The following is a 15,962-nucleotide window of genomic DNA, read 5'->3' on the forward strand; positions in this document are numbered from 1 at the left end:
CGACACAAAACAAGACCGATAAGTCTGATTCAGCCGCGATTGCTCGAAGATCGCGGAATATTCGCAAAGTAGGCGAGTCGAACCAACCGGTCCGCCTATCGCCGGTAGCTTTGCCCAGGTGAGGTCGTATCAGGTCGCCGCCGAGACGATCGCGGCACTCGTCGCCGCAACGGTTGCCGGGCTCGCCCTGGCCCTGCCCATCGACTTCGGCTGGACCGCACAGACTTCCGCGCTGCAGCTGGATCTGCTGTCCTACAGCCTGCCCCGCGCCATCGCGGCGGGCGTCCTGGTCGCCATGATCGTCGCGGTGCTCATCACCACCCTCGGCAGCCCCAAGGTCGCCTGGGGCACCACCCTGGGCGGCCTGCTGGCGCTGCTGTGCAACCACCTGCTCGGCCATGCCACCGACCCGCACTCCTCGCTGTCCACCATGAATTTCATCGATTCCCTGGCCGGCGGGCTGGTGCTGGGCGCGATGGGCGCGGCGGTGCTGCATCACCGGCTGCCCGCGTTCGCGTGGACGCTGGGCATTCTCATCAGCCTGCTGCTGGGTTCGGTGAATCCGGTGCCGCGGGTGGGCGCCAGCCTCGACGAGACGCCCACCGAGCACTGGCACGCCACCGATATGCCGCCCATCTGGATGATCGTGCTGGCGCTGGCCCTGACCGCCTACGGCTTCCTGGCCAATCGCAATCGCCCGGTCGCGCAACGACTGTCGATCGAGCTGCCGCTGGCCCCGATCCTGGCGGGCGTGGTGCTGGTGCTGGTGACGCTGGCCAGCGCCGAATGGCTGGCCCGGCACGGGGACAGTCTGGCGGGCGTCGGTCTGGCGGTGGTGACCGCCGTGGGCACCGCGCTGATCGCGGCCATGCTGCTGCCGGGACGCGACGGCGAGATCGTGCTGATGGCCGTCGGACTCAGCGCGGTGGGCAGCGCGACCATCGCGGCGCAACTGCCCGCCTGGTCGATCCCCTTGCTGGTGGCTGTGACCGCCTTCGGGATGTGGACGGGCAGCAGGCATGCCAGCCTGACGGTGTGTCTGGCCGCGTCGATCGTGGTAGGCCTGTCGACGGCGTTGACCGCGGACACCGATTGGTCGGTGCTGATCGTGGGCGGCGCCGCGGCGGTGTCGTGGCTCATCGGCTTCGGGCTCACCTCGGCCCGGCCGCGCTATGTGCCGAGCCGGGTGCTGGGCACCGCGGTGATCTTCGTGCCGTCGGCGGTGCTGGGCATGCGCGACTATGTGGCGCGCGGCGACTACGCGGTGCAGTCACGGGAACACCCGCTGATGTGCACGGTCTCCTCGGGGAGTACCTCGACCCCGGCGTGGACCTCCATGCTGGTGGCCGCGGGCTGCCTGGCCGGGCTGATGCTGTTGCGCCGCAATCGCGCACTGCCGCCCGCCCCGGCGACCGCCGAACCGGAGAGCGTCGACTGAGCGCGGAAACTCAGGCGCGGATCGCGTTTTCGAGCGGGACGGCCGCGTCCGCCGGGTGCGCGAACCAGGTGCGGTAGAAGGCCGTCACGAAGACGGCGAGCAGGCCGAGCACCAGAGCGCCCGCCGGGGCCGGATGTTCGGCGAACCCGGCCGAGAGGTACCGGTAGGACAGCAGCAGCCCGGCGAAGAGCGCGGCCCCGCCGCCGACGAGGCGGATGCGCGCGGCGTCCCAGCCGCGTTCGGGTGCGCGCAGCGCGGATTCGATGGTCAGGCACAGCACCGCGCCGGCCACCAGGTCCGCGCCGTAGTGGTATCCGAACCCGAGGGTGGCCGACAGGGTGGCCAGGAGCCAGAACGCACCGCCCCAGCGCAGCCACGCCGGCGCGGGCGCGCCGGTCATGGGGTCGCGGCGAGAGTGGATGAAGATCGACAGCGCCCACGCGGTGTGCAGCGACGGCATGCAGTTGCGCGGCGTGTAGTGGTCGAAGGCGATCGACCCGGGTGAGAGGTCCACCGGCGGTACGACATTGGGCCAGAACTGGCCGAGAGAGAAGGCGTGCCCGTCCGCGCCGTAGGCGAAGATCGGCCCGACCACCGGGAACAGGACGTAGAAGATGGGCCCGATCAGCCCGAGCACCAGGAAGGTGCGCACCAGGTAGTGCCGGGGCCAGACGCCGGTCTTCACCACATTGCGCAGCTGCCAGATGGTCACGATCATCGCGCCGAGCGGCAGTTCGATGTAGACCCAGTGCAGCACCGACGAGGCGACGGGGCTGAGCCAGGCCAGCAGCTGCCCCATCATCCAGGACGGGTCGCCGAGGGCGTGGTCGACCAGCACGATGTGCTCGTCGAGGACGCGCGGCCCGGCCAGCACGGTGATGCCCAGCCAGACGTCGGCGACCTTGCTGGAGAGCACCAGCAGGATGCCGAGGGCGCCCGCGTGCAGCGCGTTGGCGCGCTCGGCGCCCTGCCATTTCCACAGCGCCAGCACCAGAATGGCGATCAGGACCAGGACCGGGCCGTTGCCCATGGCGAGGGGTCCGCCGTTGAACGACCGGATCCCTTGGTAGACAAGGTCGATGCCCAGCGCCGCCGCGACCGCGATGCCGCGCCGCCGCCAGGGCAGCCCGATGAGGGCGAGCCCGAGTCCGGCCCAGGGCACGGTGAAGGATTTGGCATTGCCCGCGAAGTCGTCCCAGATGCTCTCGACGGGTCCGACGAAGTGGTGCCGGGTGGCGACGATCTGCAGTGCGATGAGCAACAGCGCACCGGCGGCCAGCACGACGATCAGGCGAGTGCGCGGCGACGGTATCCACATTCCCTGGCGGCGTGGGGCACCGCCGGATCGGGAGCGCGGGTCGTCGAGCAACATCCAGCCATAGTAAACGCCGCATGAACGCCACCCCCATGCCCAGTTGAACGTGGGCTGCGGCACTCGATGAACAGCCCCCGGTCAGCGCTTTATCGTCGCTGGCCACGCGTACACCGTCCGCAATTCGGCGTAACCGAAATCACAACCGTGCAAGTCGGCTCGAGGGCGGGATCAGTGCTCGAGTTCGTGCACCAGTGAGTCCACGACCGCGACCAGATCGCCCTGCGCCGCGGCGGCCACCCGCCGCTGGCGCTGATAGGACGCGCCCTTCTTGGGGATGTCGGCGACCAGTGCGAGTTCGTTCTCGCAGCCGAGGCTCTTGGCGGTCGGTTCCAGCCGGTTGAGCAGGTCCATCAGGTCGTCGGTGACGAGGCGCTCGTTGCTGGCCGCGTCGGTGATGATGATGGCGTCCAGCCCGTATCGCGCTGCGCGCCACTTGTTTTCCTGCACATGCCAGGGCGGCAGGATGTCGGGCAGCGGCTCGCCGGATTCGACTCGCCGATCCAGATCGACGATGAGGCAGTGGATCAGCGCCACGATGGCGGCCAGTTCGGACTTGGTCGGGGTGCCGTCGCAGATGCGGACCTCGATGGTGCCCCACTTGGGTGCGGGCCGGATGTCCCAGTGCATGCCGCCGACCTGTTCGAACACACCGGTTTTCATCTGGTCGTGCACGAATCCCTCGAACTGGCTCCAGTTTTCGAACTGGAAGGGCAGTCCGGCGGTGGGCAGCTGCTGGAACATGAGCGCCCGGTTGCTGGCGTAGCCGGTGTCCACGCCCGCCCACATGGGCGAGGAGGCGGACAGCGCCAGCAGGTGCGGGTAGGACTGCAGCATCGCGTTGAGGATCGGGAAGACCTTCTCCGGGTGCGAGATTCCGACGTGCACGTGCACGCCCCAGATCAGCATCTGGCGGCCCCACCACTGGGTGCGCTCGATGAGCTCGTCGTAATGCGCACTGCGCGTGAGCTGTTGGGCCGACCACTGGGCGAACGGATGGGTGCCCGCGCAGAACAGGTCGACGCCCATCTTGTCGGCCTCGCGCCGGACCACGTCCTGGGTGGCGCGCAGTTCGTCGACCACCTCGCTGACGGTGTCGTGCTTGCTCGACACCAGTTCGACGGTGTTCTTCAGCAGTTCCTTGGTGATCTGCGGGGTGCCGTCCCAACCGCGCAGATCACCGCAGGCCTCGAAAACCGCTGCGGCCGTGTTGGACAGGTCGCGCGTGCGCTTGTCGACGAGCGCGACCTCCCATTCCACGCCGAGCGTGGGCCGAGGCGAAGAGTTGAAGGGGACCTTCGTAGTGCCTGCCCCGGCCATGGCTCACCTCAATAGGTTTCAGGCGATGACGCCGCAGGCGACCCGAGCGCCCGCGTCGCCGGTCGCGAGGGTGTCCGCATCCGGTGCGGGCGCGTACCGGGTGGGAATGTTGCCGAAGTTGTCGGCGCCCGCGTGGATGATCAGGGCCTTGCCCTTGATCTCGTCCAGCGTGACGGAATCGGTGGTGGTGGTCAGCGTGGCGGTGCCGTCCTTGAGCACCTCGAGCGAGGTGAGGTCGCCGCTGGACGGGTGCATGCCGGAGTCACCGACCTGCAGATGGCCACCGGCGGAGAGGAAGTCGCCGGGCGCGCCGCCGGCGGGCGGGGTGGAGTTGGCCTCACACTTGCCGAACGTGTGGATGTGCAGGCCGTGGAAGCCCTGCTTGAGACCGTGCGCCGAGACGATGACCTCGAGGTGGCCGCCCTTACTGGTGAAGGTGGCGGTGCCGACGGCCTGGCCGTTGGAGTCCTTGAGGGTGGCCGAGACCGAATCCTTGGGCTCGGCGGCATTGCCGAGTCCGCCGGTGCTGCCCGCGGGTGCGGGCGAACTGGTGAAGACCGCCGGGTTCGTCCCCTTGACGTCACTCGATTCCTGGCTGTTCGAGCACGCGGTGAGGCCGAGAGCGGCGACCGCGAGCACCGGAGCAACAGTCCACCAAGACGGGCGACGAGTCGAGGACGAGGCCATCGGGGAACTCCTTTACGAGTCCGAGTTTATCGGAAAGCAGGGTGGACATAGTTCGTACCGGACAAGATGATGCCAGAGCCACGCGCACATCCCGTGGAGGGGCCATCGTGGTGTTCTGTCGCCCTGTACTCAGTTACCCGTGACGATGACGATGACGCCCGCGGGCGAGTCCGCGATTCCGGGGAATCGAGGTTCGGCCGAGCAGCCCAGTTCCGCGGCGATGGCCTGGGCCAATGCCTGCTCCTTGGGCGAACTGCCGTAGTACACGGTCGTTTTCGGGATGACACCGTTGGGGTAGTTGCCCACCTCGGCGACATTGAAACCGTCGGCGGAGAGCTGGTCCCCGGTCTTCTTGGCCAGTCCGGCCACGGTGCCGTTGTTGTAAACCCGTACGGGCAGGGCCTTGTCGACGCCGCCCGCGGCCGCCGTGGTGGTGGGCGCGACCGTGGTGGTGGTCGTCGCCGGGGGCGCGGTGGTGGTCGGCACGACCGGCACGGTGGTCGTGGCCTGCGCCGAATTCTGCTGTGCCGCAGTGGTGCTGGGTGCGGCGCTGCTCGACTGCGAGCTGGTGGTGGAACTCGCGTCGGAGGAGTCCGAGCTCGACAGCGACATCGCGCCGATCCCCGCGAACACGATGGCCAGCGCGATCAGGACCATCGCCAGGGCGCGCAGCGGCGGACCGCCGGACGGCGAATTCGGGTTGCTCACGGCGTCGAGCCTAATGGGTGCGGGGGTACACGCGCGGGATCACTCACACCTGGAAGCCGAGACGACGTGCGGCCCTGGTCTTCTGGCGGCTGGCCCGCAGCCGGCGCAGGCGCTTGACCAGCATGGGGTCCGCGGCCAGCGCCTCGGGCTTGTCGACGACGGTGTTGAGGACCTGGTAGTAGCGGGTGGCCGAGAGGTCGAAGAGCTCGCGGATGGCCTCTTCCTTGGCCCCGGCGTACTTCCACCACTTGCGTTCGAAATCGAGGATGTCGAGTTCGCGGCGGGAAAGACCGTGCGCGCCATCCTCGTCGGAGACGCCCTCGGGGCCAGCCGCAGTGATTCCGTCCTCGCTTGCGGAGACGTCTCGTGCCGCTGCGCTGTCCATAGTGCTCCCTCGCCGAGTGGTCACCAGACGAATATGGTGCTTGTGCGTCAGCGATCATTCAACCACGCGGCACAGACTTCCCGATGCGTACCACTCGGCGTGTTCTGCGACTCGAGCCTCGGCGTGTTGACACTCGCGACCGCATGTCCCGGGGGTCGATCTCCGGCATAAAGGCAGCCCAGTAGGCTGATCGCCATGGCTATTCTCCCGATTCGCATTGTCGGCGACCCGGTTCTGCACCGCGCGACCACTCCGGTCACGCAGTCCCCGGAAGAGCTGGCCGAGCTGATCGCGGACATGTACGAGACCATGGACGCCGCCAACGGCGTGGGGCTGGCCGCCAATCAGGTCATCCTGAAGGACGAGGACGAGCTCTCCCCGCGCATCTTCGTCTACGACTGCCCCGATGACGTGCCCGGCGGCAAGATGGTCCGCCGGCGCGGCTGCGTGGTGAATCCGGTGCTGGAGACCTCCGAGATCCCGGAAACCATGCCGGATCCCGACGATGACGAAGAGGGCTGCCTGTCGGTGCCCGGCGAGCAGTTCCCCACCGGCCGCGCCGACTGGGCCCGCGTCACCGGCACCGATGAGAAGGGCGAGCCGGTCGACATCGAGGGCCGCGGCTTCTTCGCGCGCATGCTGCAGCATGAGACCGGCCACCTCGACGGCTACCTCTACGTGGACGTGCTGGTGGGCCGCAATGCCCGGGCCGCCAAGAAGTCCATCAAGCGAAACGGCTGGGGCAAGCCGGGTTTGCGCCGGGGAGGCGCCTCCAGAGGGCCACAAAAGCCAAGAGCACAAGCCAAAACCCGCGCATTCTCACGCCCGAAAACTCTGCCGGACCTGCGAAAACACACCCGAGAAGATCAGCGATTCATCTGCGTAAGTCGCGCAATACGCGTAAGATTTAGGTATTGGATCGGAAGGCAGCGCAGACCGGGTCTCCGATTCCGAATGGACCTTTTGAACTTCACAGCAGACCGGCGCGAACATATCGATCTTCGCCGCTTGCGTCCCGCGCGGAAGCGGGCAGCCGCAACGTGTTTCGGCTGGACATGTCCAGCAGCGCGAAGACGCCCAGGGTTGACACCCGGGGCCGTCACGCCGTGACCCGCGACAACGGGCACGGCAGGAACCTAACGCCGGTCCAGCCCCTCCCCCATCCGTCCAGCGCCGAGGAGAACGCCCATGCGTGATCCGTTGTGCCCGCAGTGCGAAGGCTTTCGCCTGCACTCGAATTCGTATTGCGAGGTGTGCGACGAGTTCATTGATCCCGACGAACACCCCGCCGTCGTCGACCCGCTCGACCGGAAGGGTTCGTAATGTTCGCCGATGACCCGCCCGAAGCCTTGCCGGTGTGCAAGTGCCCCAACTGCCTCAGCGGAGGCGCGTACGAGGACGAGCACGGCAGCATCCCGTCCGGGTGCCGCTACCGCTACCACAAGCATTGCCAGGGCTGCGACTACTACGGCCCGATCCGCAACGCCGAGCAGCTGTGCGACCCGTGCCTGAGCGCGTACCGCCGCGACGTCCTGCCGTTGCTCGATATCGCCGAGAAGGGAACCCGATTGTGAACCAGCGCAACACCACCACCCCCGACCCGCAGGCCGAGACCCCCGCCCCCGAGGTTCGCGGGCTGGTGCTCACCGTCTTTCGCGGCCCCTACAACGCCACGCGCGGAGTCACCGCCACTCACGACAAGGTGACCGTGATCGGCATCGTGGACGAGACCCAGGCCGAGCAGGACCACCCGGTGCCCGAGTGGCGCGCCACCGCCCCGACCCCCGATGCCCCGCCGGTCGTGGTCGTGATCAAACGCCGGTTCTCCTCGCTGAATGCCTACCCGCCCGAGCTGTACGCGTTCCTGCGCCCCGTCCCGGCCCCCGACCAGCGGCCCCCGTGGTTCATGCACGGAGGCAACTACGCCGGAGACACCGACAGCCGTTTCCACAAGGCCCTCGAGCGGATTCTCGGATACCCGATCGGTGCCGTGCTGCCGGTGCACGACCGCACCGAATAGCCCGACCCTCGCCAACCCATCCCCCAATTGCGTAAGAAATGTACCAAACCGGGTTGGTGTTCAGCCCTTTCCTGGTGGCCCGGACAGTCCTCACCTGCCCGGGCCACCGCCGTTTTTCCCCCGATCAGGAGGCGATTTCTGATGCTTACTCTGATGGACTGGTTTTGCGGGGCGGGAGGTTCCTCGCAGGGAGCCCACGCCGTGCCCGGTGTGACCGTCACCCGCGCGGCGAATCATTGGGACCGCGCGATCGAATCCCACGCCGCGAATTTCACCGAGACCGATCACTACTGCGGAGACATCCGCACCGCGCCGGTGGAGCGGTGGCCGGGCGTGGATCTGTTCTGGGCGTCGCCGGAATGCCCGCAGTGGAGTTCGGCGCGGGGTAAGAAACGCGACTACGACGCCACCATGCAGGGCGATCTGTTCGACACCCCGCGTGACGAGGAAGCCGACCGCAGCCGCGCCCTCATGGAGGAAGTGCCGCTGTATCTGCGTGGCGTCGCCGAGCGGGGCGGCCGCGTGCGCGCGGGAGTCGTGGAGAACGTCGTCGAGGTCCGGGCATGGGATCAGTGGAAACGCTGGATCGGCGAGATTCACAAGCTCGGCTATCGCACCCGGGTGATCGCGTTGAACAGCATGCACGCCCAGCCGTCGCGGACCCCGGTGGCCCCGCAGAGCCGCGACCGGCTGTACGTCGCCTATTGGGATGAGAAGTTGGGCCGGACCCCGGATTGGTCGAAATGGTTGCGGCCCTTGGCGTTCTGTCCCACCTGCGAACAGTGGGTGCAGGCAATGCAGGTGTTCAAGACCGAGGGCGCGGAGATGGGCCGCTACCGGCAGCAATATCTCTACCGGTGCCCGCGCGTGCAGTGCCGCAATTCGATCCTGGAGCCGCCCGCGCACCCGGCCGCGACGGTGATTGATTGGAGCTTGCCCGGCCAGCGCATCGGAGACCGGGAGCGGCCGCTCGCTGAGAAGACCATGGCGCGGATCCGTGCCGGTCTGCAGCGCTATGCGGTCCCGCTCATGGTCCCCGCCGGGGGCACGTGGCGCGACGCCGCGACCCCGGTCAGCGTCCCGTTGTCGGCCCGCACCACCCGCGAGAACGACGCGTTGGCGGTCCCGGAACCGTTCCTGGCATTGCTGCGGTCGGACCGTGCCCGTACGCGCAGCCTGCGCGAGCCGCTCGCCACGATCGTTGCCGATGGCAGTAATCACGCGTTGGTGGTGCCGATGGAGGGTCGCGAAGGCAAGGAGGCCGCCCCGGCCAGTTGGCCGCTGCGAACCCAAACCACCCGTGCGGAAACCGGTTTGGCGTTCGTGCCGTTCATCACCGAACTGCGGGGCGGATCCTCGGACGCCCGGCCGGTGACCGACGCGCTCGCGACGGTCACCGCCAGCGGCAACCATCACGGTGTCGTCACCCCGCCCGGAGGGCTCAGCGGCCGCGCCCGCGAAGCCCTGCTGATGCCCTACTACGGCAACGGCACCGCCCGCCCGGTCAGCCAGCCGGTTGCGACGGTATCGACGCGGGACCGGTTCGCGCTGGTCGATCCCGCGACAATGGCCGCCCTCGATATCGACGACGTGCGTTTCCGCATGCTCGAGCCGCACGAGATCGGCGCGGCCATGGCGTTCGGCAGCGAGTACATCGTCATGGGCAACAAGCGAGAACGCGTGCGCCAGTACGGCAATGCCGTCACCCCGCCCGCCGCCGAGATCATCGTGTCCGCCCTGGTCGAGGCCATCACCGGCGAACAACTCGACCGATTCACCGCCGCCTGAACAACCCCCTGTACGCCAACAGCCCGGCCCCGGACAGTCCTCACCTGCCCGGGGCCGCAGCCGTTGGTCAACATCCAGCCTAGCCAGAAAGGCCCCTGTTATGGCTACACCCACCGGCTCACCCGAACCCGAGCGCCTGCCCGCCGCCACGCCCCACTCGTGGCCCGAGCTCACCGGCCCGATCCCCGCATTCGGCGCGAACTACCGCGCGGAAGTCGCCGCCGCCCTACCCGACGCCGTCACCGCCGCCGCTCAGCGCCTGGCCGCCGCGCTGCGCCGCGACGACCCCAACAGCGACAGCCGTGAATCGCTGCGAACCGTGCTGGGGCACATCGTGTCCGCCGCAGCCGACAACCCGCCCAGTGCGCGCGCCGTCGCCGATATCGCGGTAGCGCTGCGGGACAAGGTCGTGCGAGATGTGATGTTCGGACTCACCGGCGGTAGCCACGCCGCCGCCGCCGAAAAGATGTGGGCGCGGTTGACCCGGTCTCTTCCCGCCCCCGACCGCGCCGAAGCCGCCGCCCTGCTGTGCTTTTTCGCCTACGCCCGCGACGATCTCGCGGTGGCCCGCTACGCCGTCGACGTCGCACTGAAAGCCGACCCCGACCACACCATGGCCCGGTTGCTGGAAACCGGATTGGTGTTCGGGATGCCCGCCGCGAAGTTGGCCCGGCTCACACAGACCGGCCGCGAACTTGCCGCCGACCTACTCGGCACCGATTGGCAGCAACTCCCCGGGTGATCAGCCGGTCAGTGTCGGCGGTGGCACCAGCGCCGCCGACACCGCCCAGGAATACGGGGCCATCACCGCGACCTCGCGGCCGTAGCGCACAAGCACGGTGTGCAGGCCCGCCGCTGCGCCCTCGCGCAGTTCCCGCACCTGTCGGCGAGCCTCACCCACGGTCAGCGTCTGCCGCATGTCCTCACCGACGAACACCCGCCGACATCCTGTGTGCCACAACGTCACCGGCAGCAACACCGCCTCAATGGCCCCGTGGCGCATCACGCCGAACACGTCGCCGTCGAAGTCCGCGCCGTCGACGAACCGCGACCACTGCGCGCGCAGCTCATGAACGGGGACCGATTGCACACCAGCACCGTACAACCGCCGCGACCGACCACGGCCACGACGACACCCCCTGGAAAGGACAACGTGTGAACGACCACCAGCCCCGCCCCCCGGCGGAGACCCTGTTGCATCTCGACGGCATCGAAGCCGTCCCCCTGCTGCGGCTCGCCGAGCCCGACGGCGACGCCGTCACGTTGGCCCGCGACACCGCCACCGACGCATTGCTGATCCTGGTCACCTACGACAGCAGCGGAGCGCGGACCTGGGTGCGGATCAGCGACGAGCAGGCCGCGCAGTTGATCGAAGCCACCCGCGCCGCACTGGCGAGCAAGGCCCGCCGATGAACGCCGCCGAGCGCCACACACAGATCGAGATCACCGCCACCGGAGACGGTTTCCGCGCCGTCGTTGTCGCCGAGCTGGGTTTGTTCAGCCGCGCCGTGCAGGACCATCTCACTGCCGAGTCCCCGGCGGCGAGCGTGCACACCGTCCGCGCCTATCTCGGATTGCGCTGTGACGCAGTCGAGTCCGTGCGCATCCTGCCCGCCGAGCCGTCCCCCACCACCCCGACCGAGTGAAAGGCGAACCCCCGATGTCCGAACAGCCGCACGTGATCAACCACGAGAACGAAACCCTCACGTTCGAGATCAAGAACATGCACTACCGCGACGAGCCCGACCACTTCGGCACCCGCCGCCAGGGCTACTGCGCCGAGGTCACGCTGGGCAGCGGACACACGCTGATGGTGTCGCAGCTTGAAGGCGAGGCCCCGCAGTGGGGCATGGATTCGGCGATCGGCCCGAAGGGCGAACCGATCTGGGTGCACAGCTTCGGCGAACGCGCCGGACTGCGCGTGCGCGGCGCGATCGCCCCGATCGCCGAGGCATTGAACGCCGAGCGCGACACCAAGGCCACCGCGGCGAACAACCCCGAATAGCCGCCCCTTCAATCACCGTTTCCGCCAATCGTTTTCGAGAAAGGATCTCCCGATGACCGAGCCGACCGGTACGCCCTCGCACAACATTCTCGACAAGGTACGCAAGTTGCTGGCAAAGGCCGAAAGCGTCGCAGGCACCCCCGAAGCCGACGCATTGAACGCGAAGGCGTTCGGGTTGATCGCGAAATACGGTATCGACGAGGCCCAGGCCCGCCAGCAGACAGCACAGGGACCGGCCCCGATCGAAACCGCCGAATTCCGGCTGGTCGGTCAGTACCGGACCCAGCAGGCAGCCCTGCTGGGCGTGCTGGCCCACGCGTTGCACTGTGTTCCGATCAAGCACCGCCCCGGCGGTGAACCGCATGTGCGGCTGTACGGGGTCGCAGGGCACCTCACACGCGTTAAGGTCCTGTTCGCCACCCTCATGCCGCAGATGCTCGCCGGAGCGCACTGGGTGTCCAGCTACGGCGGAACCCCGGCCGCCACCCGCAAAGTTCGTGCGTCATGGATGCTCGGGTTCTACGCGGGCATCGGTACGCGGCTGACCGCCGCCGAGACCACCGCCGCCGAGGATAGCGAGCCCGGTACCGCACTGGTTCTCGTCGACGACAAGCAGCGCGCCGAAGCGACCGTGCGCGCCGAACTGCGCGGCAAGCTGCGCACGGCCCGCAGCCGCGCCACCCATTCCGCCGACGCCGTCAGCTTGGGAGCCGCCGCCGCGCGCCGCGTGGATCTCGGACAGACCGGCATCGGCGGCCGCCGCGCACTCGGAAGCTGACCCTCTCACCTCACCGCAGCGGCCCCCCACCCAGAATGCGTAAGGTTTGTACACATTCTGGGTGGGGTGGGTCGCCTCCAGGAAGGCCCCGACATGCCCCGTTCGTGCCCGTGGTGCACCGATAACGGCCCCGAGGATCCGGACCCGGATCTGTTGTGCGCCAGCCATTACGCCGAGTTCGAAGGCTCGAGCGTCGCGGGGATCGAACGCCGCGACCGCGAGCAGTACGCCGAATGGTTCGACGCCACCCACGGCTAGCCAGCCCCGGTTCACCCACTGCCACAACCGAATCCACCCTGAAAGCGAGGCCCTCAGATGACCAGCACCGCCCCCGATCGTGCCACCACCGCCTACCACCTGCGCGAGATCGACGTCGCCGCCGCATCCCTGATCGGTGGACGTGCCCACAACGAGGACGCCACCGCGCACGCCCGCTACCTCGAGGCCGACCCCGGCTACGTCGTGGTCGCCGCCGCCGATGGTGTCGGATCCATCGCGGGATCGGCCCTGATCGCCGACGCCGCCGCGCATGCGGCGTGCACGCTCGCCGCGACCGTCGACTACCGCACCGCCCCGGCCCAGCTGATCCGGCTCACCCGCGCCGCCGTCCCGTTGTGCGGCCGCCACGCCAACCCCGCGCAGCGCAGGGCGTTCGAGGACTACACCGGCGAATACCAGGTACCGCGCCCGAGCACGACTCTCGTGGTCGCGACCGTCACCCCCGACGCCGAGGTGCACGTGGGATGGATCGGCGACAGCCGCGCCTATGTCCTGCTGGGCAATACCCGGCTGGTGCAGTTGACGCGCGATCACAATCTCGCCGCCTTCGGCCGCCCGTTCGAGCTGACGCGCTCCCTCGCGCGCCCCGAGGGCCAGCCCGAGGAAAACGATTGGCCCTCATGGCCGAACCTGCTGCGCGCGCGGCGGGTGCTGCTGTGCACCGACGGCGTACACGAAGCCCTGTCGCAGAAGACGATCCGCCGCATTCTCACCGTCGCCCCGACCAGTCAGCAGGCCGCCCACTGGTTGACCCGCGCCGCGGTGGCCGCCGCCGGAACCCGCGCCGACAACGCGACCGCCGTCGTCGTCACCCTCCCCACCCCCGACCGCACCCCGTAGAGACGCCGAAGCCGCCCGCCACGCCCGCGAACACCGCCAGCAGGTCACCGCCGCATTCGGGGGCGGAGCTCGCCACCGAATTTGCGTAAGAAACGTACACCCCGATCGAGTGAAGGAGTCACTGTCATGCGCAAGAAATCCCGCAGCCGCTACACCCCCGAACAGATCGCCGAGTGGCGCGCGGAGGAGAAAGCCACCGCCGACCACGTAGACGCCCAGCTGAGCGACCCCGCCGCAGTCGCCGCGATGATCGCGACCGCCGTACGGATCCCGTGCGGGCGGTTTCTGCGCTACAGCCTGCGCAATCAGGCCCTGATCCTGCGCCAGGCCGAACAGCGCGGATTCACCGTGACCGATATCGACACCGCTACCGGGTGGCGTGCCCGTGGCCGCTATCCCGCACAGCCCGCGTTGAAGATCTCCGCACCCAAGGGCCGCGAAGCCGACGCCGACACCGACGGGCAGGACGCGGCCGGGCCGGTCCTGCTCGAAATCGTCGAAGGTGGCGAGACCGCCGAGGAGGGCGAGGGCCGCACCCGCTTCCGGATGCGCAAGGTGTGGGACATCAGCCAGACCGCCGGTATCGAAGATTTCGACGGCGAGCCCGCCACCGTCGAACCGGTCGCCGACCCCGCCGCAGTGTTGTGGGAAACGCTGTGCGGCGAGGCCGCCCGCTACGGGTTCACCGTCACCGCCGACCCCACCGCCACCGCACCCCAGGTTGACCAGGACCGCGCCGTGATCACCGTCGAGCCCGCGCACCAGGTCCAGCAGTTGGCGCAGGTGCTCGGACCGATGAGCGCCGATCGCTCCCGCGCGGTCCGCGACCCCGCCCCGCGCGAATACGCCGGAACCGCCGTCGATCTGGGCGAGTTCGGGACCGCCTACCTCACCGAACACACCGACCTCGAGACCGCGCGCAGCTACTACACGATCACCGGTAAACGGTTGAGCGGCACCGTCACCGTGTGGATTGCCGAGGCCACCGCCACCGAGCCAATCTGCCGCCTGCGCGTCGCCTATGGCGAGGACGACGGCCGCCGCGAACGCAGGTGGTTCGAGCGACCGAACCCGCCGCAGGTCAACGGCATTGCCATTGTGGGCAGCTCGAGCCGTATCCACGTCGGCACGGTCGCCCAGTTGGGCCGGTGGGAGGCCAACGCGCGACGACCGATCAGCGACACCCACACCGACCCGTGCCCGCCACGCACCACCGAGCGGTTCATCGCGGTACTGCGCGCGATCCTGGGGCAGTACCTCGCGCGCCCCGACCTCGAGCAGATACACCAGGCCGCGATCGTGGTTGCCGACCGCAACCGCCGCAGCGCCGCGCGCGCCGCCGCCGCGAAGGTGGCCGCCGACATCGAACGGGAGCGCGAAGCCAGCGCCGCCCGGATCGCAACGTTGCAGGTCGACCGCGCCGTCTTGCTCGCCGAAGCCGCCGACGGCGAAGACGACCCCACCACGGCCGCCGCGCCGCAGTGACCCCAGGCCCGCCCCAGCTGTCCCAGTTCCGAACCGCGAAGGAGGCACCCGTCATGCCGCGCAGCCCCTCCACCCCCGAACCGCGCGGCCGCCCCGGCCGCTCTGGCGGATCCGGCACCCGCGCCGAGGTTGCAGAGGTGGTGACCGAGATCGAGGCCGCCGCCGACCGCCGCAGCGAACGGGCGATGCACCCGGAACGCAACCTTGTCGCCGCCCTGCTCACCTTGGACCGCGACCACGCCGCCGAGGTGCTGTCTCTGGTGCTCACCGCCGACTTCGAAGACCACCTCAGCGCGGTCATCGCGGCTCTGATTCGCGTTATCGCGTGCGAGCGGGGCGAGCGGCCCAGCCCACAGGCCGTGTTCGCGCTGGCCCGCAATCTCGGTCCCAAGCTCGCGGAGTTCCACATCAGCCCGCCGCGACTCGCGCACGAGCTCGCCGAGGTCTACACGTTGGGGCTCCCGGTCACGGTGTGGTCCAGCGCGCGGCAAGTCGTCGAGGATTCCTACCGGCGACACCTGTGGATGTGGTTCACCCGCGGCAAGCAGATGTGCGGGGCGTCCGCCGAGATCTCAGCGATAGAAGCCCTGATCACCCGAGCCCGCGAACCGCTGCTTGCCCATCGTGCCCGCCTGATCACCCTCACCGCCCGCGCCAGCGGCCGCCCAACGACCAACCGCGCTGAACTCACCGCCTGATCACCCGCAGGCCCAACGCCGTGCCCAGCCGCCCAACGCCGTGCGGCGCGCGGGAGCTCCACCAATGCCCCCGTGGGCGACCGATCCGGATCGGTCGCCCACCGGGGGAGTTTTATGTGCACACCACCGCGAACCCACCGCCCACCCCAGAACCGGCCG

20 protein-coding genes and 1 pseudogene are annotated in these 15,962 nt (G+C 68.9%); 15 read left to right on the forward strand and 6 right to left on the reverse strand.

All coding sequences use genetic code 11. The features are described from left to right. Nucleotides 1–118: 118 nt before the first annotated feature. Nucleotides 119–1,438: a hypothetical protein gene (locus ACWELQ_RS04905; protein ID WP_452395703.1), complete on the forward strand. Its 1,320-nt coding sequence runs from the start codon at nt 119–121 to the stop codon at nt 1,436–1,438. A gap of 10 nt (nt 1,439–1,448) precedes the next feature. Here the strand turns inward: ACWELQ_RS04905 and ACWELQ_RS04910 are convergent, their stop codons facing one another. The 5 genes from ACWELQ_RS04910 to ACWELQ_RS04930 all read right to left on the reverse strand — a co-directional run bounded on the left by ACWELQ_RS04910 (nt 1,449) and on the right by ACWELQ_RS04930 (nt 5,910). Next, nucleotides 1,449–2,810, reverse strand: coding sequence for a DUF5933 domain-containing protein (locus ACWELQ_RS04910; RefSeq protein WP_452395704.1), 1,362 nt, complete (start codon nt 2,808–2,810; stop codon nt 1,449–1,451). 171 nt (nt 2,811–2,981) lie between these two features. Continuing rightward, nucleotides 2,982–4,130: a glutamate--cysteine ligase gene (locus ACWELQ_RS04915; RefSeq protein ID WP_452395705.1), complete on the reverse strand. Its 1,149-nt coding sequence runs from the start codon at nt 4,128–4,130 to the stop codon at nt 2,982–2,984. A gap of 18 nt (nt 4,131–4,148) precedes the next feature. After that, nucleotides 4,149–4,817, reverse strand: coding sequence for a superoxide dismutase[Cu-Zn] (gene sodC, locus ACWELQ_RS04920; RefSeq protein ID WP_452395706.1), 669 nt, complete (start codon nt 4,815–4,817; stop codon nt 4,149–4,151). Nucleotides 4,818–4,946: 129 nt separating this feature from the next. Then, the gene (locus tag ACWELQ_RS04925; protein ID WP_452395707.1) at nt 4,947–5,525 is read right to left on the reverse strand and encodes a LytR C-terminal domain-containing protein; all 579 of its coding nucleotides are present in this window, start codon (nt 5,523–5,525) and stop codon (nt 4,947–4,949) included. 43 nt (nt 5,526–5,568) lie between these two features. Then, nucleotides 5,569–5,910 carry a DUF3263 domain-containing protein gene (locus ACWELQ_RS04930; protein ID WP_452395708.1) on the reverse strand — a complete coding sequence of 114 codons (342 nt, stop codon included), beginning with the start codon at nt 5,908–5,910 and terminating at the stop codon, nt 5,569–5,571. A gap of 195 nt (nt 5,911–6,105) precedes the next feature. On the opposite strand from ACWELQ_RS04930, the pseudogene ACWELQ_RS04935 reads away from it, so the two are divergent. The 6 genes and pseudogenes from ACWELQ_RS04935 to ACWELQ_RS04960 form a co-directional block, all read left to right on the forward strand. Continuing rightward, nucleotides 6,106–6,666: pseudogene (locus ACWELQ_RS04935) on the forward strand (peptide deformylase); the annotation flags it as partial. Between the two features lie 432 nt (nt 6,667–7,098). Further along, a complete protein-coding gene (locus tag ACWELQ_RS04940) occupies nt 7,099–7,233 on the forward strand; it encodes a hypothetical protein (RefSeq protein ID WP_452395709.1) in 135 nt (44 codons plus the stop codon). Beyond that, complete coding sequence (locus tag ACWELQ_RS04945) at nt 7,233–7,484, forward strand: hypothetical protein (protein ID WP_452395710.1); 252 nt, start codon at nt 7,233–7,235, stop codon at nt 7,482–7,484. Before ACWELQ_RS04940 ends, ACWELQ_RS04945 begins: the two co-directional genes overlap by 1 nt. Further along, the gene (locus ACWELQ_RS04950) at nt 7,481–7,930 is read left to right on the forward strand and encodes a hypothetical protein (protein ID WP_452395711.1); all 450 of its coding nucleotides are present in this window, start codon (nt 7,481–7,483) and stop codon (nt 7,928–7,930) included. Before ACWELQ_RS04945 ends, ACWELQ_RS04950 begins: the two co-directional genes overlap by 4 nt. Before the next feature lie 153 nt (nt 7,931–8,083). Further along, the gene (locus ACWELQ_RS04955; RefSeq protein WP_452395724.1) at nt 8,084–9,718 is read left to right on the forward strand and encodes a DNA cytosine methyltransferase; all 1,635 of its coding nucleotides are present in this window, start codon (nt 8,084–8,086) and stop codon (nt 9,716–9,718) included. A 100-nt stretch (nt 9,719–9,818) separates the two neighbouring features. Further along, nucleotides 9,819–10,460 (forward strand): DUF4192 domain-containing protein, encoded by a 642-nt coding sequence (locus ACWELQ_RS04960; RefSeq protein WP_452395712.1) that lies wholly within the window; start codon nt 9,819–9,821, stop codon nt 10,458–10,460. On the opposite strand, the gene ACWELQ_RS04965 is transcribed toward ACWELQ_RS04960, so the two are convergent. Then, nucleotides 10,461–10,808: a hypothetical protein gene (locus ACWELQ_RS04965; RefSeq protein WP_452395713.1), complete on the reverse strand. Its 348-nt coding sequence runs from the start codon at nt 10,806–10,808 to the stop codon at nt 10,461–10,463. It lies immediately after the preceding gene. A 65-nt stretch (nt 10,809–10,873) separates the two neighbouring features. Here ACWELQ_RS04965 and ACWELQ_RS04970 point away from each other — a divergent pair, with 65 nt between their 5' ends. From ACWELQ_RS04970 to ACWELQ_RS05005, 8 genes are all read left to right on the forward strand, one after another. Continuing rightward, nucleotides 10,874–11,131: a hypothetical protein gene (locus ACWELQ_RS04970; RefSeq protein ID WP_452395714.1), complete on the forward strand. Its 258-nt coding sequence runs from the start codon at nt 10,874–10,876 to the stop codon at nt 11,129–11,131. Further along, entirely contained in the window at nt 11,128–11,364 is a 237-nt protein-coding gene (locus ACWELQ_RS04975) for a hypothetical protein (RefSeq protein WP_452395715.1), read from the forward strand. The genes ACWELQ_RS04970 and ACWELQ_RS04975 overlap by 4 nt, the downstream gene beginning before the upstream one ends. 14 nt (nt 11,365–11,378) lie before the next feature. Further along, nucleotides 11,379–11,723, forward strand: coding sequence for a hypothetical protein (locus tag ACWELQ_RS04980; RefSeq protein ID WP_452395716.1), 345 nt, complete (start codon nt 11,379–11,381; stop codon nt 11,721–11,723). Nucleotides 11,724–11,775: 52 nt separating this feature from the next. After that, nucleotides 11,776–12,501 (forward strand): DUF2786 domain-containing protein, encoded by a 726-nt coding sequence (locus ACWELQ_RS04985; protein ID WP_452395717.1) that lies wholly within the window; start codon nt 11,776–11,778, stop codon nt 12,499–12,501. Nucleotides 12,502–12,594: 93 nt separating this feature from the next. Next, complete coding sequence (locus tag ACWELQ_RS04990; protein WP_452395718.1) at nt 12,595–12,759, forward strand: hypothetical protein; 165 nt, start codon at nt 12,595–12,597, stop codon at nt 12,757–12,759. Between the two features lie 57 nt (nt 12,760–12,816). Continuing rightward, on the forward strand, nt 12,817–13,620 hold the full coding sequence (locus ACWELQ_RS04995) for a PP2C family protein-serine/threonine phosphatase (protein ID WP_452395719.1): 804 nt from the start codon (nt 12,817–12,819) through the stop codon (nt 13,618–13,620). A gap of 126 nt (nt 13,621–13,746) precedes the next feature. Beyond that, entirely contained in the window at nt 13,747–15,105 is a 1,359-nt protein-coding gene (locus tag ACWELQ_RS05000) for a hypothetical protein (protein WP_452395720.1), read from the forward strand. Nucleotides 15,106–15,158: 53 nt separating this feature from the next. Further along, a complete protein-coding gene (locus ACWELQ_RS05005) occupies nt 15,159–15,803 on the forward strand; it encodes a hypothetical protein (protein ID WP_452395721.1) in 645 nt (214 codons plus the stop codon). The last annotated feature ends 159 nt before the right edge of the window (nt 15,804–15,962 follow it).

This window comes from Nocardia sp. NPDC004722, from assembly GCF_053601505.1.